The organism is Streptomyces sp. GL_141, assembly GCF_057834385.1.
In genome coordinates, this window is the sequence record NZ_CM174402.1 from 4,498,096 (window position 1) to 4,522,953 (window position 24,858).

Here is a 24,858-nt window from a genome sequence, read left to right on the forward strand (position 1 = left end):
ACAGCGACCACGAGCGACACCACGAGGCTTGAAAGCAGTGAACTTCACGCGCTGGAGCGCCCGGTTTCCCGGAACGCAGCGCCGCGCCGCGGCCCGGTCCGAACACGCAGCCGCCCAGGCCAAACGGGGCGAGGGCTCGGTCCCGGCCGCCCGCGGCGCGGCCGGCCATTCCGCGACCGGCCCGGACGGCTGCCCCGCGGACCCCACGGTGCGCGGCACCGGTTCCACCCCCGGCGCCGGGTCCGCCCCGGCCGCCGCCGACGGTACGGGGACCCCCGCACCCTCCCTCGACGAGCTCTCCGTACGCGACGTCCTCGACCGCCTCCCGGCCCTCGTCGCCCTCGTGCACGGCCCCGAGCACCGCGTCGCCTACGTCAACGACGCCTACACCGCCGGCTTCGGCGCCCGCGCCCCCGGCGCCCCCGCGCACGTAGCCCTCCCCGAGCTCGGTGAGCTCGGCCTGCTCCCGCTCCTCGACCAGGTCCAGCGCAGCGGAAAGTCCCGTACCGCCAAGAACCGCACCGCGCCCGGCGGCACCAGCTCGTACACGGTCACCTGCACCCCGATCGAGTTCCCCAAGACCAAGGCCGACGGGTCCACCGCCCACACGGGCTCCGCCTCCGGCTCCGGCTCGGGCTCGGGCTCCGACACCGAACCGGAAGCCCACACCGGCACCGGCGTCCTGATCCACCTCGCCGACGTCACCGACCACGCCGAGGCCGTCGAACGGCTGCGTGCCAGCGAGCGCCGCCAGCGCGAGGCCGCCGTCACCCTCCAGCGCTCCCTCCTCCCGCAGGAGCTCGAGCAGCCCGACGACCTGCGCGTCGCCGCCACCTACCAGCCCGGCGGCACCGAAGCCGCCGTCGGCGGCGACTGGTACGACGTCATCACCCTCGGCGCCGGCCGCACGGCCCTCGTCATCGGCGACGTCATGGGCCGGGGCGTCCGCGCCGCCGCCGTCATGGGCCAGCTCCGCACCGCCGTCCGCGCGTACGCCCGTCTCGACCTGCCCCCGCACGAGGTCCTCCAGCTCCTCGACGGCCTCGCGGCCGAGATCGACGCCAGCCAGATCGCCACCTGCGTCTACGCCGTCCACGACCCCAACGAGGGCCTCCTCGCGTACGCCTCCGCCGGCCACCTCCCGATCCTGGTCCGCGACGAGGACGGCACGGTCCGCCGCGCCGCCGACCCCACCGGCCCGCCGCTCGGCACCGGCGGCTGGTTGCACACCTCGGGCACCATCGCGCTGGGCCCCGGCTCCACCGCCGTCCTCTATACGGACGGCCTGGTCGAGCGCCGCGGTGAGGACATCGACGAAGGCGTCGCCGCCCTGGAACGCGCCCTCTCCGGCGCCCAGGGCACCCCCGCCGTCATCTGCGACCGCCTGATGCGCGCCCTCGGGGTCGACGCCGATCACGACGACGACGTCGCCGTGATGGTCCTCCAGCAGCCCGCCCGCACCGGCGCCGACGCCGAGCTCTTCCACAACGCGGCCCTGGAACTCCTCGGCGGCATCGAGGCCGCCCCGCGCGCCCGCGCCTTCGCCCAGGGAGTCCTGGCCTCCTGGCGCTTCCCGGTGGAGCTCTGCGACCTCGGAGTCCTCGCGGCCAGCGAACTCGTCGCGAACTCCCTCCAGCACGGCACCCCGCCCATGCGCCTGCGCCTGCGCCGCACCGACCGCCGGCTGATCATCGAAGTCACCGACGGGGACGACCACCTCCCGCGCCGCCGCCGCGCCGAACCGGCCGACGAGACCGGCCGCGGCATCTCCATCGTGGCCACCATCGCCTCGGCCTGGGGCTCCCGCCGCACCCCGGGCGGCGGCAAGGCCGTCTGGTGCGAGTTCGCGCTCCCCGACAAGGCCCCGTAGCCGCACACGAAGAAGGCCCCGGTCCAATGGACCGGGGCCTCCTCTCTTGCTTCCCTACGCGTGCACGGGCGCGGGCGCGGCGTCCTTCACCCGCTTGATCACGACGGTGCTCCCGGCCAGCGACGGGTTGTCCTGCACCGGCGTCAGCTGCTTGCCGAGCCGCAGCGCCAGCCCGGCGATGCCGAGCGAGACCAGGACGAAGATCCCGATGTAGAGCATCGGAATGCCCGCGGCCAGCGGCACACCGAGCGGCCCGAGCGCCAGAGCCAGCTGCTTGACCAGCGCGAAGGCCGAGTTGTACTGACCCACGGACCCCTCGGGCGCCAGATCGGCCACCAGCGGCGCGAGCGTCGGCGACAGCATGGCCTCCCCGATGCCGAAGAGGGCGTACGTGGTCACGAACGCGGCGGCGGCCATGACCGCGCTGCCGTGCCCCAGCCCGGAGAAGGCGGCGATGATCCACGCCACGGTCCAGAGCAGACCGACGAGCGCGATCACCCGGGACCGGCGGTGGTTCTCCACCAGCCGCAGCACGACGAACTGGGCGAGCACGATCGCACCGGTGTTGGCGGCGAGCGCGAAGCCGAGCGTGGAGGGGGAGATCCCGGCGGCCTCGGTACCGAAGGCGGCGAGCCCCGACTCGAACTGTCCGTAACAGGCGAAGAACAGCACGAACCCAAGAACGCAGAACTGCACCATCGCCTTGTGTTCCATCAGCCGCTTCCAGCCGCCGCCGGCCTGGGCCGCGTCCTTGGCCAGCGCGGTGCTGATGGCCGGCACCTGCGGCATCCGCACGGTGGCGATGACCCCGGCCAGCACCAGGAACATCACGGCCTCGATGCCGAAGAGCAGCGTGAAGCTGCCGGGACGGCTCTCGTCGACGATGAGCCCGCCGATCAGACCACCGATGCCCAGACCCAGGTTCTGCATGAAGAACTGCAGGGCGAAGGCACGGGTCCGGGTGGACGGGGTGGAGCAGCGCACGATCATCGTGGCCAGCGCGGGCTGCATGACGGCCTGGCCGGCGCCCAGCGCCAGCGCGGACAGCAGGATCGCGACCACGCCCGTGGAGAGCCCGAGCGACAGCGCACCGAACGAGGCGACGACGGCCGCGCCGATGACGACGGGGACCGGACCGCGCCGGTCGATCACCCGCCCGGTGAAGGGCAGCGCGAGAAGCGCACCGAGGGCGAACGCCATGAACGTTCCCGTCGCCCACATGGGGTCCAGTTCTCGCACCTTCGCCGCGTAGACGTAGAGGAACGGAACCGTGAAGCCGATACCGAACGCGGTCAACGCGTTCCCGGCCTGGATCCTCCGCATCGCAGCGCCCATCACCTTGGTCACTTCTCACCACCTTGATTGCTGAAGCTTGAAGACTTCATACCTAAAGTTCGATCCTTAACACTACACACTGAAGGAGTTAGACGCCAACGACCCCGTGCCATACTTCGAACCATGGGTGATACCCCCGACGGCACTGCGCCCGTCCACGAGCCGAGCCTCGACGAACAGATCGCCGTCTATCAGCGCGAGTTCCAGGACCTCGACCCCCAGGTCGAGAAGGTCGTCTCGGCCCTCAGCCGCCTGAACCGCCGCATGAACGTCGCGTACGGCCGCCAGACGGCGGCCCTGGGCATCAGCAACGCGGAGTGGGAGGTCCTCAAGGCCCTCGTCCTCTCCGGAGCCCCGTACCGGATGGGCCCGAGCGAGCTCGCGAAGCAGCTGGGCCTCACGCCGGCGGCGATGACCCACCGGATCGACCGCATGACGGCGGAAGGACTGGTCACGCGCGAGCGGGACGAGAACAACCGCGTCCGCGTGATCGTGGAGCTCACCGCGGAAGGCCGCAGCAAGTGGCTGGACGCGATGCGCGCGGCGACGGTCTTCGAGGAGGAGCTCCTCCAGGACCTCTCCACGGCGGAGCGGGGCGTACTGGGCGACATGCTCACCCGCCTCCTGGCCCGCGTAGAGGACCTCCAGTCCCCGCACTGACCGCCCAGTGGCCGGGCCCCAACCCTGGGGTTGACACGGGCCCCGCGGATCCGTAAGGTTCTTCGAGTTGTCCCTGAGCCGAAAGGTTTCGGAGACAGCGAATCCCGCCGCCTCGTTGCGGCACCCAACTCAGCAAGATCTCCCACTGGGAACGCATTCGGCATGCCCGAATTCATTCCTGAAGGTCGATTATGAATCGCCCGGGAAATCCACTAGAGTTCGGGAGTCGGAAGGGCCCAACAGCCCCGAAGACAAACCCCGCTGACTGGGAGTCAGGCCCGAAAGAGTCTGATAGAGTCGGAGACACAAGAACGAAGGAAGCGCCCGGAGGAAAGCCCGAGAGGGTGAGTACAAAGGAAGCGTCCGTTCCTTGAGAACTCAACAGCGTGCCAAAAATCAACGCCAAAAAGTTGATACCCCGTCCATTTCGGTGGATGAGGTTCCTTTGAAAAAGACCTGTGAGGTCGCGGCTTCGGCCCCGACACTTGCAGGCAATTACACAGCGAGGACGCAGTGGACGGTCGGTCTTATTCCGACATGACTGTCCCGCTCTAAGTGCGTGTGCACCGGATAACCGGTAAACATTCATGGAGAGTTTGATCCTGGCTCAGGACGAACGCTGGCGGCGTGCTTAACACATGCAAGTCGAACGATGAAGCCCTTCGGGGTGGATTAGTGGCGAACGGGTGAGTAACACGTGGGCAATCTGCCCTTCACTCTGGGACAAGCCCTGGAAACGGGGTCTAATACCGGATAACACTCCTGCCTGCATGGGCGGGGGTTAAAAGCTCCGGCGGTGAAGGATGAGCCCGCGGCCTATCAGCTTGTTGGTGGGGTAATGGCCCACCAAGGCGACGACGGGTAGCCGGCCTGAGAGGGCGACCGGCCACACTGGGACTGAGACACGGCCCAGACTCCTACGGGAGGCAGCAGTGGGGAATATTGCACAATGGGCGAAAGCCTGATGCAGCGACGCCGCGTGAGGGATGACGGCCTTCGGGTTGTAAACCTCTTTCAGCAGGGAAGAAGCGAAAGTGACGGTACCTGCAGAAGAAGCGCCGGCTAACTACGTGCCAGCAGCCGCGGTAATACGTAGGGCGCAAGCGTTGTCCGGAATTATTGGGCGTAAAGAGCTCGTAGGCGGCTTGTCACGTCGGATGTGAAAGCCCGAGGCTTAACCTCGGGTCTGCATTCGATACGGGCTAGCTAGAGTGTGGTAGGGGAGATCGGAATTCCTGGTGTAGCGGTGAAATGCGCAGATATCAGGAGGAACACCGGTGGCGAAGGCGGATCTCTGGGCCATTACTGACGCTGAGGAGCGAAAGCGTGGGGAGCGAACAGGATTAGATACCCTGGTAGTCCACGCCGTAAACGTTGGGAACTAGGTGTTGGCGACATTCCACGTCGTCGGTGCCGCAGCTAACGCATTAAGTTCCCCGCCTGGGGAGTACGGCCGCAAGGCTAAAACTCAAAGGAATTGACGGGGGCCCGCACAAGCAGCGGAGCATGTGGCTTAATTCGACGCAACGCGAAGAACCTTACCAAGGCTTGACATATACCGGAAAGCATTAGAGATAGTGCCCCCCTTGTGGTCGGTATACAGGTGGTGCATGGCTGTCGTCAGCTCGTGTCGTGAGATGTTGGGTTAAGTCCCGCAACGAGCGCAACCCTTGTCCTGTGTTGCCAGCATGCCCTTCGGGGTGATGGGGACTCACAGGAGACCGCCGGGGTCAACTCGGAGGAAGGTGGGGACGACGTCAAGTCATCATGCCCCTTATGTCTTGGGCTGCACACGTGCTACAATGGCCGGTACAATGAGCTGCGATACCGTGAGGTGGAGCGAATCTCAAAAAGCCGGTCTCAGTTCGGATTGGGGTCTGCAACTCGACCCCATGAAGTCGGAGTTGCTAGTAATCGCAGATCAGCATTGCTGCGGTGAATACGTTCCCGGGCCTTGTACACACCGCCCGTCACGTCACGAAAGTCGGTAACACCCGAAGCCGGTGGCCCAACCCGTAAGGGAGGGAGCTGTCGAAGGTGGGACTGGCGATTGGGACGAAGTCGTAACAAGGTAGCCGTACCGGAAGGTGCGGCTGGATCACCTCCTTTCTAAGGAGCACAGTACCGATTGCAGACAAACGTTCTGCACGGTCAGCTCAGGGTGGAACGTTGATTAGTTGGCACCAGATGATCTGATGATTCTCAAGTACTGCTTCGGCGTGGAAAGAGGATTCGGAAGAGGTCTGGTGCTTGGCACGTTGTTGGGTATCTGAGGGTACGGCCGAAAGGCTTTATCTTCGCGATGCCGGCCCCAGTGAACTTCGTCTTCGGATGAGGGTGATGGGTGACTGGTCGTTGCTTGAGAACTACACAGTGGACGCGAGCATCTGTAGGCCAAGTTTTTAAGGGCGCACGGTGGATGCCTTGGCACCAGGAACCGATGAAGGACGTGAGAGGCCGCGATAGGCCCCGGGGAGCTGCCAACTGAGCTTTGATCCGGGGGTGTCCGAATGGGGAAACCCGGCAGTCGTCATGGGCTGTCACCCACTGCTGAACACATAGGCAGTGTGGAGGGAACGCGGGGAAGTGAAACATCTCAGTACCCGCAGGAAGAGAAAACAACCGTGATTCCGGGAGTAGTGGCGAGCGAAACCGGATGAGGCCAAACCGTATGCGTGTGATACCCGGCAGGGGTTGCGCATGCGGGGTTGTGGGAATTCTTTTGATCGGTCTGCCGGCCGGTCGGCGAGTCAAAAACCGTTGATGTAGTCGAAGGACATGCGAAAGGTCCGGCGTAGAGGGTAAGACCCCCGTAGACGAAACATCAGCGGCTTGCTTAAGAATCTCCCAAGTAGCACGGGGCCCGAGAAATCCCGTGTGAATCTGGCGGGACCACCCGCTAAGCCTAAATATTCCCTGGTGACCGATAGCGGATAGTACCGTGAGGGAATGGTGAAAAGTACCGCGGGAGCGGAGTGAAATAGTACCTGAAACCGTGTGCCTACAAGCCGTGGGAGCGTCGCCGTTATTCTTCGGAATAACGGTCGTGACTGCGTGCCTTTTGAAGAATGAGCCTGCGAGTTAGCGGTGTGTAGCGAGGTTAACCCGTGTGGGGAAGCCGTAGCGAAAGCGAGTCCGAATAGGGCGATTGAGTTGCACGCTCTAGACCCGAAGCGGAGTGATCTAGCCATGGGCAGGTTGAAGCGGAGGTAAGACTTCGTGGAGGACCGAACCCACCAGGGTTGAAAACCTGGGGGATGACCTGTGGTTAGGGGTGAAAGGCCAATCAAACTCCGTGATAGCTGGTTCTCCCCGAAATGCATTTAGGTGCAGCGTCACGTGTTTCTTGCCGGAGGTAGAGCACTGGATAGGCGATGGGCCCTACCGGGTTACTGACCTTAGCCAAACTCCGAATGCCGGTAAGTGAGAGCGTGGCAGTGAGACTGTGGGGGATAAGCTCCATGGTCGAGAGGGAAACAGCCCAGAGCATCGACTAAGGCCCCTAAGCGTACGCTAAGTGGGAAAGGATGTGGAGTCGCAGAGACAACCAGGAGGTTGGCTTAGAAGCAGCCACCCTTGAAAGAGTGCGTAATAGCTCACTGGTCAAGTGATTCCGCGCCGACAATGTAGCGGGGCTCAAGCGTACCGCCGAAGTCGTGTCATTGCAGCAATAGGGCCAACGCCCGCTGTGATGGGTAGGGGAGCGTCGTGTGCCGGGTGAAGCAGCAGCGGAAGCTAGTTGTGGACGGTTCACGAGTGAGAATGCAGGCATGAGTAGCGATACACACGTGAGAAACGTGTGCGCCGATTGACTAAGGGTTCCTGGGTCAAGCTGATCTGCCCAGGGTAAGTCGGGACCTAAGGCGAGGCCGACAGGCGTAGTCGATGGACAACCGGTTGATATTCCGGTACCCGCTTTGAAACGCCCAATATCGAATCAGGCGATGCTAAGCCCGTGAAGCCGTTCCGGACCCTTCGGGGAAAGGAAAGTGGTGGAGCCGGCGAACCAGACTTGTAGTAGGTAAGCGATGGGGTGACGCAGGAAGGTAGTCCAGCCCGGGCGGTGGTAGTCCCGGGGTAAGGGTGTAGGCCGAGGGGTAGGCAAATCCGTCCCTCATATAAGGCTGAGACCTGATGCCGAGCCGATTGTGGTGAAGTGGATGATCCTATGCTGTCGAGAAAAGCCTCTAGCGAGTTTCATGGCGGCCCGTACCCTAAACCGACTCAGGTGGTCAGGTAGAGAATACCGAGGCGTTCGGGTGAACTATGGTTAAGGAACTCGGCAAAATGCCCCCGTAACTTCGGGAGAAGGGGGGCCATCACTGGTGATCGGATTTACTCCGTGAGCTGGGGGTGGCCGCAGAGACCAGCGAGAAGCGACTGTTTACTAAAAACACAGGTCCGTGCGAAGCCGTAAGGCGATGTATACGGACTGACGCCTGCCCGGTGCTGGAACGTTAAGGGGACCGGTTAGTCACATTTCGGTGTGGCGAAGCTGAGAACTTAAGCGCCAGTAAACGGCGGTGGTAACTATAACCATCCTAAGGTAGCGAAATTCCTTGTCGGGTAAGTTCCGACCTGCACGAATGGCGTAACGACTTCTCGACTGTCTCAACCATAGGCCCGGTGAAATTGCACTACGAGTAAAGATGCTCGTTTCGCGCAGCAGGACGGAAAGACCCCGGGACCTTTACTATAGTTTGATATTGGTGTTCGGTTCGGCTTGTGTAGGATAGGTGGGAGACTTTGAAGCAGCCACGCCAGTGGTTGTGGAGTCGTCGTTGAAATACCACTCTGGTCGTGCTGGATGTCTAACCTCGGTCCGTGATCCGGATCAGGGACAGTGTCTGATGGGTAGTTTAACTGGGGCGGTTGCCTCCCAAAAAGTAACGGAGGCGCCCAAAGGTTCCCTCAGCCTGGTTGGCAATCAGGTGTTGAGTGTAAGTGCACAAGGGAGCTTGACTGTGAGACCGACGGGTCGAGCAGGGACGAAAGTCGGGACTAGTGATCCGGCGGTGGCTTGTGGAAGCGCCGTCGCTCAACGGATAAAAGGTACCCCGGGGATAACAGGCTGATCTTCCCCAAGAGTCCATATCGACGGGATGGTTTGGCACCTCGATGTCGGCTCGTCGCATCCTGGGGCTGGAGTCGGTCCCAAGGGTTGGGCTGTTCGCCCATTAAAGCGGTACGCGAGCTGGGTTTAGAACGTCGTGAGACAGTTCGGTCCCTATCCGCTGTGCGCGTAGGAATATTGAGAAGGGCTGTCCCTAGTACGAGAGGACCGGGACGGACGAACCTCTGGTGTGCCAGTTGTCCTGCCAAGGGCATGGCTGGTTGGCTACGTTCGGGAGGGATAACCGCTGAAAGCATCTAAGCGGGAAGCCTGCTTCAAGATGAGTATTCCCACCTCCTTGAGAGGGTAAGGCTCCCAGTAGACGACTGGGTTGATAGGCCAGATGTGGAAGCCCGGTAACGGGTGGAGCTGACTGGTACTAATAGGCCGAGGGCTTGTCCTCAGTTGCTCGCGTCCACTGTGTTAGTTCTGAAGTAACGAACTGTGTTCATATCCGGTTGGTTAACTTCATAGTGTTTCGGTGGTCATAGCGTTAGGGAAACGCCCGGTTTACATTCCGAACCCGGAAGCTAAGCCTTTCAGCGCCGATGGTACTGCAGGGGGGACCCTGTGGGAGAGTAGGACGCCGCCGAACAATCATTGTAGAAAGCCCCGTACCGGGTAACCGGTACGGGGCTTTTCTGCGTTTACAGACCTTTCCGGAAGCCGTCGAACGCGGACCGGACCGCCTCCGGGCCGAGCCCGGACCTGCTTGTGGGAGTCCGGCCTGGCCGCGTTCGCGGCGGTGCGGGATGACGAGTCCGGTGCCTGGGTATCCGGGTTGCCCGGTCCTCCAGCGGAAGGCTCCACGGCCGGCCCCTGCGGACGGCGTTCACGGTCGCTGAAAGGGTGAACGCGTGGGCCGCCCTGGTGAGCGTCATCGATCACGGCTACGGCGACGACCACAGACTGCCCGGCCCCGACCTGTGGTGGTGGCGCCGCCACCCCCGCATCCTTACCGGAGACCTCGGGCGTTCACTTCGCTCGGCCGGTGCAATCGGCGCCGACCCGGACACGGCATGACCCTCAGCCTCGTGGGATTGCGGGACAGCGCTTAGGGCCGCCAGACGTAGCGGACGTCGGGCTCGCGCTCCTCATTGCGCAGCCCGTCGGTACGTTCGACCGCGATGAAGCCGTGACGCTCGTAGAACCGTCGCGCCGGTCCGTTGACTTGAAACGTCCACAGGCTCAGTCCGTCCGGCCGAAGCTGCTTGGCCAGAGCCATGAACCGGTCGCCCAGGCCCTTTCCCCGCCACAACGGATCCAGGTAGAGCTGCTCCAGTTCCTCACCGTCGAGTACGAGGAGCCCCACGACCGACCCGTCGGCGCCGGCTATCCAGGTTTCGTACTGCGGCACGACCACGGCAGAGAACCAGTCCCGCACCTCGTCGTCGCCGTGCGCAAGATGCACGGTCGGCAGCGCGATTCTGAAGGAATGCAGCCAGGTGTCGGCGATACCGGCCGCATCAGAGTCGACCGCCCGGCGAAGCACAAACTCATCACTGTTCACAGCGCGGGACTATCGCAGCTGACCACCCCAACCGCATCCGGATTAGAGAACGCCTCCCGCCGCGGCCCACTCCCGCCGGATGGCGGCCGGCCGAACAAGCTCAGGTCCCCATCTCCTCGGCCGAGACGGGTACTCGTCCTCGTTGACGACGTCGCCCCTTCTGGGGGTGGGGCCGATTGTGGAAGGAGTCCACCGACCCCACCCGGGACGCCAAACTCGACCGCATCGAGCCACCCCGACGTCCTGGCCGCCCAACGCTGCGAGCGCGCCGGCTCCGCAGCGAAAAGGGCATCCGCTGGGGCGGACGCCCCCCTCAGAACCGCAGCCTGACCGTGCCGCAGAACCTGCCTGGTCACAGCACTAGACATGGATGAGGATCTGTCGCAGGGGATGTCCGAGTGCACCCGCGACCGAGGCCAGCTCCCTGTCGGTCAGCCAAGTCCGGTTCGGATACAAAACCTCGATCCTGAACCGCGCGAACCCCATCGGCCAGTCGTACACCAGCTCATTGAGCGACATCTCAACGTCACAGCAGGGAACCGTCACCATGAGCGTCGAGAAGCCCTCGTCGTACCCCTGCGAGACGGCATCACCCCACCAGCCAGGTGCGAGCTCCGTGCCGCACCGCGAGCAGGAGATCCTCTCCAGGTTGGCGAAGCAGTGGACCACCTCGACGCTGTCGTGCCACTTGGCTTCCAGACGACGTCGGGCGTCGTCGTCAGAAAGCATCCCGGACAACACAACCGCAGCACGATCTGCCGCATCCCTACTGGGCTGCCAGTACGGATCGGTCGGAATCACCGTCAGGTAGTTGTCACTCATCGCCCGCCCCCACGCCCGCCACGGTCCGCTCCTCGTCTCGTCCTCAGACCCGGCGAACCTATACGGTCACAGCCCTAGGTCTGTGGAGACGAGGACCCCGGACTGAGAGGGCGCGGGGTCGCGGGGTCGAGTCCGGCAAGGGCCCTCAGGATCTTGGAAGCAGGGTGCGCCTTCCGGGAGTTCGTCGATCTGTGCGGCCGGCAGTTTGCTGGGCAACGGCGGTAGTCAGGGACCCTGTCAGGCACGGGAGGGTCAGCGCGCCCGCCGTGATGCCGGCCGGGCCCCGCGGATCCGGACTGTCGTCGGTCACGCAATTCGGGTCTGCTGGGGATCTTGTGATCGTGACGGCCTTCCAGCCAGTGGGCGTGGTGGTGAGGCTTGTGGTTGTCCAGCAGGGACAGCCGTCCGGTGGCCTTGGCCAGGAGTTCGTCTGGGCTGGCGGCGCGGGCGAAGCGGCGGACGGTGGGGTGGTCCAGCCGCAGTGTCCGGCCGATCGCCGCCAGGGACTTTCCCTCGGCCAGCAGTGCCTGGACCGCCGCGTATCCCTCTGCCGTGCGGGCCACGAGACGCCGGGGTTGGCCGCTGGCGTCGAGCGTGCCGTCCGGTGTCGGCGTACACGGGTAAGTGCTCAGCCGCGTACTGCTGAACGTGCTCACCTGCCGCTCCGGGGGGAGCATTCACTCACCGTGCGGTTGCCCGACGGTGAGTGGCGCGGATCAGCACGGTGACCAGAGCTGCCAAATCGAGAGCGCCATCAGGGTCGTCCGCGTAGCGGGTGGTCTGCAGCGGCCCCACTTCGTCCAGGCGTACTCCTTCCCTCTCCAGGACGTGGGCGAGGACCAGGAGTGCCAGGCGGGCGTTCCCGTCCGGGTAGGGGTGGAAGAAGGCGATGTCGAGGTACACCCTGGCCGCGCGGGCTGTCAGGGGAACCGACGGGTCGGCGCTCTGGTGCAGGCAGGCGGCGAAGTCCTGCCACGTGTGGGGCGTGAGGCCGTAGCGCTCCCGGCCGCCCTTGGCGAAGGCGTCGCTCCCACGCAGAACCACCTCATTCACACCGAGGACCAGCTTCTGCCAGCCGGCGAGAAGGGCCGGGGTGAGGGGCTCTCCCGGTGAGGCGGCGACGCGGGACAGGGTCATCGCAGCGAGCAGCCGGTCGGCGCGATCCGGGTCGCGCCGGCGGACCGGACCGTCGAACCAGGCGGCGAGTCCGTCGACGGCCGGGCGCACCGGAGCCGGTCCTACGCTCGCCGCCGAGCGCCAGTCGACCTGCTCCCTGACCTTGCACCACGCGGCCAGCGCGTCATCGCTCACGATAGAATCCGCGGCCGGTCAGGTGAATCGCCAGGTCCTCTCCAATCGTGTCGACCAGGGTCGGTGCGGGCGCAACGTGGCTCTTGAACCGGCCGCCGATAGCAGCTTCCACCGCCTTCTGCGCCTCTTCCGGTCCCAGGCCGGTGGAGGTGAGGAACCAGGTCAGCGTCGTCTCGCAGAGCCCGTACCAGGACGACTCGGCGTGATTGCTGCTGATGACCGCGGTGACCAGGCGGGTGACCGCGCGTTCCAGATGCCAGCTTCGGTCCTCGGCGTCCGCATCGGGATGCGGTGCAAGCTGCTCGAACCGCTCGGCCACGTCCTCCAGCCATTCACGCCACTCCAGCAGGCAGGTCACGACGCGTTCGCCGGTCTGCTGTGCCTCTCCGACCGAGTCCGAAGCACAGCACCAGGCCTCGACGGGACCGCCGTTGTGGACCGAGTAGTCCCAACCGCAGGCCCACCGGCCGTAACGGGACACCAGGAGCGCGGTGACCTCGTCGGTGAATCGAAAGCCCGCCATCCGGTCGGGATCAGCCGCCCGGGCGGCCTCGGAAGGCACCATCGGGACGACAAGCGCCGTCAACTGTGCCGCCTCATCGTTGCCCCAGTCGAAAGCGTTCCGGCTGGGGTCAGCGGCGGTCCAGGGCAGCGACCAGACTCGTTCGCGGTCGATGGACGTGGCGTACCCCCGAAGTCAGACATGATGGAACAACTGACCGATCATGCCCACCAGGTCGAGACCTGGCACCCCAATTTGTTGGCCCTGCCCCCGGCCTCCTCCACCCGCCCGGGCACGTTCACGTGTACCCGCCTGAGCACTAACCCGTGTACGCCGACATCAGGCGGAACGAACGGCAGGGCTACCGCCTCAGACGGCTCCGGCGTGACCAGGTCGCTCGCGGTTGCCTCCGCGGTGACCGGGGTCGCGGCGAATGTGGCCTGGGTGCGGCCGTGGTGGGAGCCGGCCGTTCCTTTCACTGCATCCGCGACGTTCCGCCACAGGTGCCAGGCCAGGCTTCGGCGACCTGCATCGCCTGCGGGGCACCGTTTCGGGGCTCTTTCCGCGTAGGAGCCGGCCCGGTCCCGGCAGATCACCTCTACCTCCAGGTGGCGGCGAAGCCGCGCGGCCAGCGGCTCGGTGTCCCGGTTGGGCAGGACGTCGACCGGGCGGCGGGCTTCGAGATCAACCAGGATCGTCGCGTAGGAGTCGCCCTTGCGCAGAGCGAAGTCGTGCACTCCCAGGAATCTGACGGCGCCGCCGACTGGTGGCTGCGGAACCGAGCGGAGCAGGTCCAGCAGGGCGTCCTCGGCGATGCGGATCCCGAGGGCCGCGGCCAGGCGGGCGCCGGGACGGCCCGCCAGACGCAGAGCGACCGAGGCGATCATCGACCGCAGCACCTGCGTCTGCCGGGCATGCGGCCTGATCAGCCCCTCGATCCGCTCGGCGAACGTCACCGCCGGGCACCGGCTGCTCAGACACTTGAACCGATGACTACGGACTGCCGGCCACGGTCGCGTCGCCGAGCCGACGGACGAACCGTCCGTGCACCCGCCACGACGGCATGCCGCACCCCGGGCAGCTCGCAGGCGGACGTCTTCGGCCGGTGCTCCGATGACGGCTTCGATCTCGCCGTCGCTCAGTCGCAGGTTTGCCAGTGCTTCAGTACGGAGCGAGAGGCGTAGGACGTTGCCTTCCAGAACGGCTTGGCGGACGCAGCCATACGAGGCCCCCTGTCCGGCTGTGACCAGGCAGTGTGCATCCATGCCCAGGGCGACCTTCTGATCATCTGGGTCTTCCTCGCCTGCCATAAACATCAAGATGAAGCCGCTTCCGTCCTCGTTCTCGGCGAGAGCAGCTTCGGTGAAGTAGCCGTCAGGGTCGATCTCGGTTGTGGCGACACGAGCAGCGAATCGGTAGCGCGTTCAGCAGAGGGGAGCGACAGGGGAGCGGCGCCAACGATTCGCCTCCGAGCGGTGGCGCTTCATGACGCGGACTCCGCGCTCCCCCTGGGGAAGATCCGGAACTCGGGGGTGCGCATCTTCGGTGGGGGGTGGCCCTCGGACGTGTACTGGGGGCGGGGGGCTGGATGTGGGGAGCAGTGTGCGGATGTCCTTGGCGAGGGCGCCGGCGTCGATCGGGCGGCTGGTGTCGATGGTTCGGACGGGGCCGCCCAGGCCGAGGGGGCCTGGGTGGGATGCCCAGGCTCTGATGCGTTCCTGGAGCTGGTGGAGCCGGCTGGGGGAGGTGTCGCGGTGCCACCAGTTCACGAGTACGGCTTGCCTGGCGTCGGCAGCGAGAGCGAACAGGATGTCGTCGGCCGCCCGGCTCAGCCTGTGGCGCCAGGAGTGATTCCCTACGCCGAGGGAGTCGTAGAGCGACTCGAGGATCACGTCCTTGTCCAGGAGGGGAAGGTCCAGGTGCGCGGCGAGTCCGCGTTCCAGGGTGCTTCTTCCGCTGGCCGGCAGGCCGGAGAGGACTACGAAGGATGCGAAGTGTGCGAAGGATGCCAAGGGGGTGTCGCGCACGAGGTCAGTGTGCGGGAGACCGCGCCGTGGATTGGGTGCCGGACTGCCTTGGCAGTGCCTTCCAGTAGTACGCCGCGGGAGCTCTGCTGGGCACTGCTCACCCAGAGGCCCGGGTAGAGCCGTAGCCGGTTGTGGGTGCAGGCAGCGGGGCTCGCGCTCTGCTCCTGTCCCGACGGACCGGCAGGCTCGTGGAGGCCTACACCAGGGTGGGGTGTCGTGTCACGCCGATTTGGAGCGTGCGGGGTGCGTCATGTAGAGTCAAACGGTTGCCTGGAACTGGACAAGTTCGGCAGCCGGCCCCCAAAGAAGCAATTCAGAGTGGGCACCCTCGACTCCTCATCCAGGAATCTGAAGCCGGGAAATCCGGTGGAAAACTTCTGATAGAGTCGGACTCGCCGGAAAGGGAAACGCGAAAGCGAAGAACTGGAAAGCGAAACCCGCTTCGACCGGGAATCGGACACGAAAGAGTCTGATAGAGTCGGAGACACAAGAACGAAGGAAGCGCCCGGAGGAAAGCCCGAGAGGGTGAGTACAAAGGAAGCGTCCGTTCCTTGAGAACTCAACAGCGTGCCAAAAATCAACGCCAAAAAGTTGATACCCCGTCCATTTCGGTGGATGAGGTTCCTTTGAAAAAGACCTGTGAGGTCGCGGCTTCGGCCCTGACGCTTGCAGGCAATTACACAGCGAGGACGCAGTGGACGGTCGGTCTTATTCCGACATGACTGTCCCGCTCTAAGTGCGTGTGCACCGGATAACCGGTAAACATTCATGGAGAGTTTGATCCTGGCTCAGGACGAACGCTGGCGGCGTGCTTAACACATGCAAGTCGAACGATGAAGCCCTTCGGGGTGGATTAGTGGCGAACGGGTGAGTAACACGTGGGCAATCTGCCCTTCACTCTGGGACAAGCCCTGGAAACGGGGTCTAATACCGGATAACACTCCTGCCTGCATGGGCGGGGGTTAAAAGCTCCGGCGGTGAAGGATGAGCCCGCGGCCTATCAGCTTGTTGGTGGGGTAATGGCCCACCAAGGCGACGACGGGTAGCCGGCCTGAGAGGGCGACCGGCCACACTGGGACTGAGACACGGCCCAGACTCCTACGGGAGGCAGCAGTGGGGAATATTGCACAATGGGCGAAAGCCTGATGCAGCGACGCCGCGTGAGGGATGACGGCCTTCGGGTTGTAAACCTCTTTCAGCAGGGAAGAAGCGAAAGTGACGGTACCTGCAGAAGAAGCGCCGGCTAACTACGTGCCAGCAGCCGCGGTAATACGTAGGGCGCAAGCGTTGTCCGGAATTATTGGGCGTAAAGAGCTCGTAGGCGGCTTGTCACGTCGGATGTGAAAGCCCGAGGCTTAACCTCGGGTCTGCATTCGATACGGGCTAGCTAGAGTGTGGTAGGGGAGATCGGAATTCCTGGTGTAGCGGTGAAATGCGCAGATATCAGGAGGAACACCGGTGGCGAAGGCGGATCTCTGGGCCATTACTGACGCTGAGGAGCGAAAGCGTGGGGAGCGAACAGGATTAGATACCCTGGTAGTCCACGCCGTAAACGTTGGGAACTAGGTGTTGGCGACATTCCACGTCGTCGGTGCCGCAGCTAACGCATTAAGTTCCCCGCCTGGGGAGTACGGCCGCAAGGCTAAAACTCAAAGGAATTGACGGGGGCCCGCACAAGCAGCGGAGCATGTGGCTTAATTCGACGCAACGCGAAGAACCTTACCAAGGCTTGACATATACCGGAAAGCATTAGAGATAGTGCCCCCCTTGTGGTCGGTATACAGGTGGTGCATGGCTGTCGTCAGCTCGTGTCGTGAGATGTTGGGTTAAGTCCCGCAACGAGCGCAACCCTTGTCCTGTGTTGCCAGCATGCCCTTCGGGGTGATGGGGACTCACAGGAGACCGCCGGGGTCAACTCGGAGGAAGGTGGGGACGACGTCAAGTCATCATGCCCCTTATGTCTTGGGCTGCACACGTGCTACAATGGCCGGTACAATGAGCTGCGATACCGTGAGGTGGAGCGAATCTCAAAAAGCCGGTCTCAGTTCGGATTGGGGTCTGCAACTCGACCCCATGAAGTCGGAGTTGCTAGTAATCGCAGATCAGCATTGCTGCGGTGAATACGTTCCCGGGCCTTGTACACACCGCCCGTCACGTCACGAAAGTCGGTAACACCCGAAGCCGGTGGCCCAACCCGTAAGGGAGGGAGCTGTCGAAGGTGGGACTGGCGATTGGGACGAAGTCGTAACAAGGTAGCCGTACCGGAAGGTGCGGCTGGATCACCTCCTTTCTAAGGAGCACAGTACCGATTGCAGACAAACGTTCTGCACGGTCAGCTCAGGGTGGAACGTTGATTAGTTGGCACCAGATGATCTGATGATTCTCAAGTACTGCTTCGGCGTGGAAAGAGGATTCGGAAGAGGTCTGGTGCTTGGCACGTTGTTGGGTATCTGAGGGTACGGCCGAAAGGCTTTATCTTCGCGATGCCGGCCCCAGTGAACTTCGTCTTCGGATGAGGGTGATGGGTGACTGGTCGTTGCTTGAGAACTACACAGTGGACGCGAGCATCTGTAGGCCAAGTTTTTAAGGGCGCACGGTGGATGCCTTGGCACCAGGAACCGATGAAGGACGTGAGAGGCCGCGATAGGCCCCGGGGAGCTGCCAACTGAGCTTTGATCCGGGGGTGTCCGAATGGGGAAACCCGGCAGTCGTCATGGGCTGTCACCCACTGCTGAACACATAGGCAGTGTGGAGGGAACGCGGGGAAGTGAAACATCTCAGTACCCGCAGGAAGAGAAAACAACCGTGATTCCGGGAGTAGTGGCGAGCGAAACCGGATGAGGCCAAACCGTATGCGTGTGATACCCGGCAGGGGTTGCGCATGCGGGGTTGTGGGAATTCTTTTGATCGGTCTGCCGGCCGGTCGGCGAGTCAAAAACCGTTGATGTAGTCGAAGGACATGCGAAAGGTCCGGCGTAGAGGGTAAGACCCCCGTAGACGAAACATCAGCGGCTTGCTTAAGAATCTCCCAAGTAGCACGGGGCCCGAGAAATCCCGTGTGAATCTGGCGGGACCACCCGCTAAGCCTAAATATTCCCTGGTGACCGATAGCGGATAGTACCGTGAGGGAATGGTGAAAAGTACCGCGGGAGCGGAGTGAAATAGTACCTGAAACCGTGTGCCTACAAGCCGTGGGAGCGTCGCTGTATGTGCTTGCACATACAGTCGTGACTGCGTGCCTTTTGAAGAATGAGCCTGCGAGTTAGCGGTGTGTAGCGAGGTTAACCCGTGTGGGGAAGCCGTAGCGAAAGCGAGTCCGAATAGGGCGATTGAGTTGCACGCTCTAGACCCGAAGCGGAGTGATCTAGCCATGGGCAGGTTGAAGCGGAGGTAAGACTTCGTGGAGGACCGAACCCACCAGGGTTGAAAACCTGGGGGATGACCTGTGGTTAGGGGTGAAAGGCCAATCAAACTCCGTGATAGCTGGTTCTCCCCGAAATGCATTTAGGTGCAGCGTCACGTGTTTCTTGCCGGAGGTAGAGCACTGGATAGGCGATGGGCCCTACCGGGTTACTGACCTTAGCCAAACTCCGAATGCCGGTAAGTGAGAGCGTGGCAGTGAGACTGTGGGGGATAAGCTCCATGGTCGAGAGGGAAACAGCCCAGAGCATCGACTAAGGCCCCTAAGCGTACGCTAAGTGGGAAAGGATGTGGAGTCGCAGAGACAACCAGGAGGTTGGCTTAGAAGCAGCCACCCTTGAAAGAGTGCGTAATAGCTCACTGGTCAAGTGATTCCGCGCCGACAATGTAGCGGGGCTCAAGCGTACCGCCGAAGTCGTGTCATTGCAGCAATAGGGCCAACGCCCGCTGTGATGGGTAGGGGAGCGTCGTGTGCCGGGTGAAGCAGCAGCGGAAGCTAGTTGTGGACGGTTCACGAGTGAGAATGCAGGCATGAGTAGCGATACACACGTGAGAAACGTGTGCGCCGATTGACTAAGGGTTCCTGGGTCAAGCTGATCTGCCCAGGGTAAGTCGGGACCTAAGGCGAGGCCGACAGGCGTAGTCGATGGACAACCGGTTGATATTCCGGTACCCGCTTTGAAACGCCCAATATCGAATCAGGCGATGCTAAGCCCGTGAAGCCGTTCCGGACCCTTCGGGGAAAGGAAAGTGGTGGAGCCGGCGAACCAGACTTGTAGTAGGTAAGCGATGGGGTGACGCAGGAAGGTAGTCCAGCCCGGGCGGTGGTAGTCCCGGGGTAAGGGTGTAGGCCGAGGGGTAGGCAAATCCGTCCCTCATATAAGGCTGAGACCTGATGCCGAGCCGATTGTGGTGAAGTGGATGATCCTATGCTGTCGAGAAAAGCCTCTAGCGAGTTTCATGGCGGCCCGTACCCTAAACCGACTCAGGTGGTCAGGTAGAGAATACCGAGGCGTTCGGGTGAACTATGGTTAAGGAACTCGGCAAAATGCCCCCGTAACTTCGGGAGAAGGGGGGCCATCACTGGTGATCGGATTTACTCCGTGAGCTGGGGGTGGCCGCAGAGACCAGCGAGAAGCGACTGTTTACTAAAAACACAGGTCCGTGCGAAGCCGTAAGGCGATGTATACGGACTGACGCCTGCCCGGTGCTGGAACGTTAAGGGGACCGGTTAGTCACATTTCGGTGTGGCGAAGCTGAGAACTTAAGCGCCAGTAAACGGCGGTGGTAACTATAACCATCCTAAGGTAGCGAAATTCCTTGTCGGGTAAGTTCCGACCTGCACGAATGGCGTAACGACTTCTCGACTGTCTCAACCATAGGCCCGGTGAAATTGCACTACGAGTAAAGATGCTCGTTTCGCGCAGCAGGACGGAAAGACCCCGGGACCTTTACTATAGTTTGATATTGGTGTTCGGTTCGGCTTGTGTAGGATAGGTGGGAGACTTTGAAGCAGCCACGCCAGTGGTTGTGGAGTCGTCGTTGAAATACCACTCTGGTCGTGCTGGATGTCTAACCTCGGTCCGTGATCCGGATCAGGGACAGTGTCTGATGGGTAGTTTAACTGGGGCGGTTGCCTCCCAAAAAGTAACGGAGGCGCCCAAAGGTTCCCTCAGCCTGGTTGGCAATCAGGTGTTGAGTGTAAGTGCACAAGGGAGCTTGACTGTGAGACCGACGGGTCGAGCAGGGACGAAAGTCGGGACTAGTGATCCGGCGGTGGCTTGTGGAAGCGCCGTCGCTCAACGGATAAAAGGTACCCCGGGGATAACAGGCTGATCTTCCCCAAGAGTCCATATCGACGGGATGGTTTGGCACCTCGATGTCGGCTCGTCGCATCCTGGGGCTGGAGTCGGTCCCAAGGGTTGGGCTGTTCGCCCATTAAAGCGGTACGCGAGCTGGGTTTAGAACGTCGTGAGACAGTTCGGTCCCTATCCGCTGTGCGCGTAGGAATATTGAGAAGGGCTGTCCCTAGTACGAGAGGACCGGGACGGACGAACCTCTGGTGTGCCAGTTGTCCTGCCAAGGGCATGGCTGGTTGGCTACGTTCGGGAGGGATAACCGCTGAAAGCATCTAAGCGGGAAGCCTGCTTCAAGATGAGTATTCCCACCTCCTTGAGAGGGTAAGGCTCCCAGTAGACGACTGGGTTGATAGGCCAGATGTGGAAGCCCGGTAACGGGTGGAGCTGACTGGTACTAATAGGCCGAGGGCTTGTCCTCAGTTGCTCGCGTCCACTGTGTTAGTTCTGAAGTAACGAACTGTGTTCATATCCGGTTGGTTAACTTCATAGTGTTTCGGTGGTCATAGCGTTAGGGAAACGCCCGGTTTACATTCCGAACCCGGAAGCTAAGCCTTTCAGCGCCGATGGTACTGCAGGGGGGACCCTGTGGGAGAGTAGGACGCCGCCGAACAATCATTGTAGAAAGCCCCGTACCGGGTAACCGGTACGGGGCTTTTCTGCGTTTACGGGCCTTTAGGGTTTTCCTGGCGTGGAAACTCGGGTGAAGCCGGGTTGGCCGGCTGGTTAGGATCCCGAGGTATGAGCGAGTACGTGGTACGTCCTATACGGGCTGATGAGTGGGCCAAGGTGAAGGAGCTGCGGCTCGCGGCTCTGCGGGATCCGGCGGCGACGGTGGCCTTTCTGGAGACCCTCGAGCAGGGCGAGGCGAAGGCTGATGAGTTCTGGCAGGAGCGGGCTGCCGGAGGCGCGTCCGGGCCGGACATTCGGCAGTTCGTCGCCGAGGGGCCCGATGGGGAGTGGGCCGGGACGGTGAGCGTGCTCGTCGAGGCGGCCGGCACGACCGACATCTTCGACGGGGAGATCGAGCAGGCTCAGGCGCATCTCGTGGGCGTGTTCGTGCGGCCGGCGCAGCGGGGGACCGGGCTGACCGAGGCGCTGTTCGCGGCCGCGCTGGAGTGGGCCTGGGAGTTGGAGGAGCCGGCTCTGGTGCGCGTACGGCTCTTCGTGCACGAGGAGAACGCGCGGGCCGGGGCGTTCTACCGGCGGTTCGGGTTCGTGCCCAGCGGGAAGGTCGTGCCGATGCCGACCGACCCGTCGGCGAAGGAGCTGGAGTACGTGTTCCCGCGGCCCGCTTAGCGGGCGGCGACGGGGAGGTCCGCTTCCGGCCAGCGGGAGCGGGCCTGCTCGCGGCTGCGGCACAGGGCGAGGAGCGGGAGCGTCGTGTCCTGGAGGAGCTGCGGCAGTTGGGGGATCGGGGCCACAGCGGCGACGTCCTCGAAGACCAGGGTCAGTGGTGGGTCGAGCCGACCGTCGGATGACCGTGCGGCCATGCGGCGGCCGTGCTCGACCACGCTGGAGGCGAGTGCGGTCAGCAGCGGCATCGCACCCGGGTGGGCCCGCGGGTCTTCCAGGGGTTCGCCCACCACGTAGAGGGTGCCCCCTTCGGAGACGAACGATGCGAGGGCGAGGGAATCGGTTCGGTTCGGGGTGCAGGATTCCCGGATGTGGATCGAGGAGAGGGCCGTCAGGGCCCGGGCCGTGAGGTGTTGGGCGAGCTCGCGGCGGTCGGGGTGGGCGGTGAGCGCACTCTCCAGTTCGCCGGCCGCGCCGGGGGCGGCCGTTGCCGCCTGGGGGTGGGTACGGAGGATGCGGACCGGTTCCTGGGCGTTGGTGCCCTGGGCCCAGCGGTGCAGTTGCTTGAACGGGCGGTTGTCCAGGGCGGCGGCTTGGAGCCAGCTGCGCAGGAGCGTTTCCGCGGTGTCCGCGAGGGCGGAGTCCATACGGGCCTGGGGGCGGACCGGGGCCAGGAGCGCGATGGCGCGGGCGGCGGCGGTGGCGCGGTCCGCGCAGCCCTCGGCGGGGTTCCAGTGGATGCGGGCCGGGGTGTCGCAGAGGTGGGACGGGTCGTAGAGGTGGACGGGGCCCAGTTTGGAGCGGGCGTCCTTCGTCTCCGACCAGAGGGCGGGGGAGGACGTGATCACGAGGAGGGCGCCCTGGGCTGCCGCGATGGCTGCTTCGGCGGCCGTGACTCGCACCTCCGGTGGGGCGTAGGTCAGGCCGCGGCTTTGGGGTGGGGTTGCCGGTGGGGCCGGGGCCGGGGCGTAGCCGAAGCCGTAGCGGTACGCCTCGTCCGTGGGTGCGGCGCCGTTGCCGGGGGCTCTGCCCCCGGACCCCCGCGCCTCAAACGCCGGCGGGGCTGAGTAGGGCCGACTCTGGGCAGTGGCTGGGATCGGCGGGCCCGCCGGGTAGGGCTTGGTGGGGGTGGGGACCGTGGATGCGTGCGGCGCTGTTGCCGGGGGCCAGCCCCCGGACCCCCGCTCCTCAAACGCCGGAGGGGCTGGGTGTGCCGGCGAGGCAGAGTATGCCTGCGACTGCGGTGGGGCTGTGGGGGGCTGCGCCGATGAAGGGGCCGGGATGGGGTGATTCGGCGCGGGAGTTGGGGCTTGCCGGCCCGGCTGGTGTGACTGGCGTTCCAGGTGGCGGCGGGATTTCGTGCGGGCTACGACGCCCAGGGTGAAGATGGTCAGGACCAGGAGGACCAGGAGCTGGCTGATGAACAGGCCCCAGAAGAGCCCCCAGTTGGAGAGGGCCTCGGGGGGTGTGTCCGGCCAGGCGGCCGGGATGTCGTGGGGTTGAGCTATCAGCGAGCGGACCGCGGTCGGGGTGCGGGTGAAGGTGACCTTGCTCGGCCAGGCGCCCTTCGTGAAGAGGGCCGCCAGGCCGGTGGCCGTCCAGGTGAGGACGGCCAGGCCCAGGAGGAAGGCCAGGAGGCCCACGAGGAGGCCGTCCGGGATGCCGCCTTGGGGGCGGGGGTCCGGGTGGTCCGTGCGCTGGGGCATGTCAGGCCACCGTGGTGGCCGAGCCGCCGGCGTTGCGGTGGCGTTCCATCAGGAGGGCGCGCTCCTCTGTCTCCAGTTCGGCGGCGAGGAGGTCGTCGGGCAGCCGGTGCTGGACCGAGGACTCGGTCATGGCACGGTCCGTGAAGACCAAGGGGCGTTCGGCTTCCGTGATCAGGTGTTTGACCACCTGGACGTTGCCGTTGACGTCCCATACCGCGATGCCGGGGGTGAGGGTGGGGATGATTTCCACCGCCCACCGGGGGAGGCCCAGGACGCGGCCCGTGGCGCGGGCCTCGTCCGCCTTCTGGGCGTAGATCGTCCGCGTCGAGGCCATTTTGAGGATCGCTGCCGCCTCGCGGGCCGCCGCTCCGTCGACCACGTCGGAGAGGTGGTGGACGACGGCGACGAAGGAGAGGCCGAGTCGCCGGCCGAACTTGAGGAGGCGCTGGAAGAGCTGGGCCACGAAGGGGCTGTTGATGATGTGCCAGGCCTCTTCGACCAGGAAGATGCGCTTCTTGCGGTCCGGGCGGATCCAGGTGTGTTCCAGCCATACGCCGACGATGGCCATCAGGATCGGCATGGCGATGGAGTTGCGGTCGATGTGGGAGAGGTCGAAGACGATGAGGGGCGCGTCGAGGTCGATGCCCACGGTGGTCGGGCCGTCGAACATGCCGCGGAGGTCGCCGTCGACCAGGCGGTCGATGACGAGCGCGACGTCCAGGCCCCAGGCGCGGACGTCGTCTATGGCCACGTTCATCGAGAGCGCCGATTCGGGTTCCGGGTGGCGCAGTTGTTCGACGATGTCCATCAGGACCGGTTGGCGGTCCGTGATGGTTTCCACCACGTAGGCGTGCGCGACCTTCAGGGCGAAGCCGGAGCGCTCGTCCAGGCCGTGGCCCATGGCGACTTCGATGATGGTGCGGAGCAGCGCGAGCTGGCCCGTCGCGGTGATCGCCGGGTCGAGGGGGTTGAGGCGGATCCCGTCGTCGTTCGCGGCGATGGGATCCAGGCGGATGGGGGTTATTCCCAGCTGCTGGGCGATGAGGTTCCACTCGCCGACGCCGTCCTCGCCCTGGGCGTCCAGGACGACGACCTGGCGGTCCCTGAAGCGGAGCTGGCGTAGGACGTAGGTCTTCTCGAGGGCGGATTTGCCGTTGCCGGATTCGCCGAGGACCAGCCAGTGCGGGGCCGGGAGTTGCTGGCCGTAGAGCTGGAAGGGGTCGTAGATGTAGCCCTTGCCGCTGTAGACCTCACGGCCGATGATGACGCCCGAGTCGCCGAGTCCGGGGGCGGCGGTGGGGAGATAGACCGCTTGCGCCTGGCCCGTGGACGTGCGGACGGGGAGTCGGGTGGTTTCGACCTTGCCGAACAGGAAGCTGGTGAAGGCGTCCGTCAGGGCGGACATGGGATCTCGCATGGGCGGCCATTCC

At 64.0% G+C, this 24,858-nt stretch carries 11 protein-coding genes, 6 rRNA genes and 1 pseudogene; 9 read left to right on the forward strand and 9 right to left on the reverse strand.

The genetic code is table 11. The annotated features are described in order from the left end of the window. Nucleotides 1–37 precede the first annotated feature (37 nt). Nucleotides 38–1,870 (forward strand): ATP-binding SpoIIE family protein phosphatase, encoded by a 1,833-nt coding sequence (locus AC3IX6_RS19710; protein ID WP_489363176.1) that lies wholly within the window; start codon nt 38–40, stop codon nt 1,868–1,870. Between the two features lie 54 nt (nt 1,871–1,924). On the opposite strand, the gene AC3IX6_RS19715 is transcribed toward AC3IX6_RS19710, so the two are convergent. Further along, on the reverse strand, nt 1,925–3,205 hold the full coding sequence (locus AC3IX6_RS19715) for an MFS transporter (RefSeq protein WP_489371494.1): 1,281 nt from the start codon (nt 3,203–3,205) through the stop codon (nt 1,925–1,927). Between the two features lie 123 nt (nt 3,206–3,328). Here AC3IX6_RS19715 and AC3IX6_RS19720 point away from each other — a divergent pair, with 123 nt between their 5' ends. The 4 genes from AC3IX6_RS19720 to rrf (AC3IX6_RS19735) all read left to right on the forward strand — a co-directional run bounded on the left by AC3IX6_RS19720 (nt 3,329) and on the right by rrf (AC3IX6_RS19735) (nt 9,573). Beyond that, nucleotides 3,329–3,865: a MarR family winged helix-turn-helix transcriptional regulator gene (locus AC3IX6_RS19720; protein ID WP_489363178.1), complete on the forward strand. Its 537-nt coding sequence runs from the start codon at nt 3,329–3,331 to the stop codon at nt 3,863–3,865. 584 nt (nt 3,866–4,449) lie between these two features. Then, a 16S ribosomal RNA gene (locus AC3IX6_RS19725) occupies nt 4,450–5,974 on the forward strand. A gap of 283 nt (nt 5,975–6,257) precedes the next feature. After that, nucleotides 6,258–9,381: ribosomal RNA gene (locus AC3IX6_RS19730) — 23S ribosomal RNA — on the forward strand. A 74-nt stretch (nt 9,382–9,455) separates the two neighbouring features. Beyond that, nucleotides 9,456–9,573: ribosomal RNA gene (rrf, locus tag AC3IX6_RS19735) — 5S ribosomal RNA — on the forward strand. The 16S, 23S and 5S rRNA genes sit together here, the layout of an rRNA operon. A 459-nt stretch (nt 9,574–10,032) precedes the next feature. Here rrf (AC3IX6_RS19735) and AC3IX6_RS19740 read toward each other — a convergent pair. From AC3IX6_RS19740 to AC3IX6_RS19765, 6 genes and pseudogenes are all read right to left on the reverse strand, one after another. Next, a complete protein-coding gene (locus AC3IX6_RS19740) occupies nt 10,033–10,488 on the reverse strand; it encodes a GNAT family N-acetyltransferase (protein WP_489363180.1) in 456 nt (151 codons plus the stop codon). 360 nt (nt 10,489–10,848) lie between these two features. Next, nucleotides 10,849–11,310, reverse strand: coding sequence for a hypothetical protein (locus tag AC3IX6_RS19745; protein WP_489363182.1), 462 nt, complete (start codon nt 11,308–11,310; stop codon nt 10,849–10,851). A 681-nt stretch (nt 11,311–11,991) separates the two neighbouring features. Then, entirely contained in the window at nt 11,992–12,621 is a 630-nt protein-coding gene (locus AC3IX6_RS19750; RefSeq protein ID WP_489363184.1) for a Fic family protein, read from the reverse strand. After that, on the reverse strand, nt 12,611–13,207 hold the full coding sequence (locus tag AC3IX6_RS19755; RefSeq protein ID WP_489363185.1) for a hypothetical protein: 597 nt from the start codon (nt 13,205–13,207) through the stop codon (nt 12,611–12,613). The genes AC3IX6_RS19750 and AC3IX6_RS19755 overlap by 11 nt, the downstream gene beginning before the upstream one ends. Nucleotides 13,208–13,344: 137 nt before the next feature. Beyond that, nucleotides 13,345–14,010, reverse strand: coding sequence for a transposase (locus tag AC3IX6_RS19760; RefSeq protein WP_489371495.1), 666 nt, complete (start codon nt 14,008–14,010; stop codon nt 13,345–13,347). 216 nt (nt 14,011–14,226) lie between these two features. Further along, nucleotides 14,227–14,517 (reverse strand): annotated as a pseudogene (locus AC3IX6_RS19765) (Imm10 family immunity protein); the annotation flags it as partial. Nucleotides 14,518–15,915: 1,398 nt separating this feature from the next. On the opposite strand from AC3IX6_RS19765, the gene AC3IX6_RS19770 reads away from it, so the two are divergent. The 4 genes from AC3IX6_RS19770 to AC3IX6_RS19785 all read left to right on the forward strand — a co-directional run bounded on the left by AC3IX6_RS19770 (nt 15,916) and on the right by AC3IX6_RS19785 (nt 21,725). Further along, nucleotides 15,916–17,440, forward strand: a 16S ribosomal RNA gene (locus AC3IX6_RS19770). Between the two features lie 283 nt (nt 17,441–17,723). Next, nucleotides 17,724–20,847: ribosomal RNA gene (locus AC3IX6_RS19775) — 23S ribosomal RNA — on the forward strand. Nucleotides 20,848–20,921: 74 nt separating this feature from the next. Then, nucleotides 20,922–21,039 (forward strand): 5S ribosomal RNA (rrf, locus tag AC3IX6_RS19780). Between the two features lie 128 nt (nt 21,040–21,167). Further along, nucleotides 21,168–21,725 carry a GNAT family N-acetyltransferase gene (locus AC3IX6_RS19785; protein WP_489363187.1) on the forward strand — a complete coding sequence of 186 codons (558 nt, stop codon included), beginning with the start codon at nt 21,168–21,170 and terminating at the stop codon, nt 21,723–21,725. On the opposite strand, the gene AC3IX6_RS19790 is transcribed toward AC3IX6_RS19785, so the two are convergent. Continuing rightward, nucleotides 21,722–23,428 (reverse strand): superantigen-like protein SSL4, encoded by a 1,707-nt coding sequence (locus tag AC3IX6_RS19790; RefSeq protein WP_489363189.1) that lies wholly within the window; start codon nt 23,426–23,428, stop codon nt 21,722–21,724. The genes AC3IX6_RS19785 and AC3IX6_RS19790 overlap by 4 nt on opposite strands. Before the next feature lies 1 nt (nt 23,429). Beyond that, complete coding sequence (locus AC3IX6_RS19795) at nt 23,430–24,845, reverse strand: ATP-binding protein (RefSeq protein ID WP_250744631.1); 1,416 nt, start codon at nt 24,843–24,845, stop codon at nt 23,430–23,432. Between the last annotated feature and the right edge of the window lie 13 nt (nt 24,846–24,858).

Excerpts from the sequence above, each read along its gene's own strand:
- AC3IX6_RS19760 (WP_489371495.1), bottom strand. The coding sequence starts at position 14,010 with ATGATCGCCTCGGTCGCTCTGCGTCTGGCGGGCCGTCCCGGCGCCCGC.
- AC3IX6_RS19720 (WP_489363178.1), top strand. The coding sequence starts at position 3,329 with ATGGGTGATACCCCCGACGGCACTGCGCCCGTCCACGAGCCGAGCCTC.
- AC3IX6_RS19795 (WP_250744631.1), bottom strand. The coding sequence starts at position 24,845 with ATGCGAGATCCCATGTCCGCCCTGACGGACGCCTTCACCAGCTTCCTG.
- AC3IX6_RS19715 (WP_489371494.1), bottom strand. The coding sequence starts at position 3,205 with ATGGGCGCTGCGATGCGGAGGATCCAGGCCGGGAACGCGTTGACCGCG.
- AC3IX6_RS19785 (WP_489363187.1), top strand. The coding sequence starts at position 21,168 with ATGAGCGAGTACGTGGTACGTCCTATACGGGCTGATGAGTGGGCCAAG.
- AC3IX6_RS19745 (WP_489363182.1), bottom strand. The coding sequence starts at position 11,310 with ATGAGTGACAACTACCTGACGGTGATTCCGACCGATCCGTACTGGCAG.
- AC3IX6_RS19790 (WP_489363189.1), bottom strand. The coding sequence starts at position 23,428 with ATGCCCCAGCGCACGGACCACCCGGACCCCCGCCCCCAAGGCGGCATC.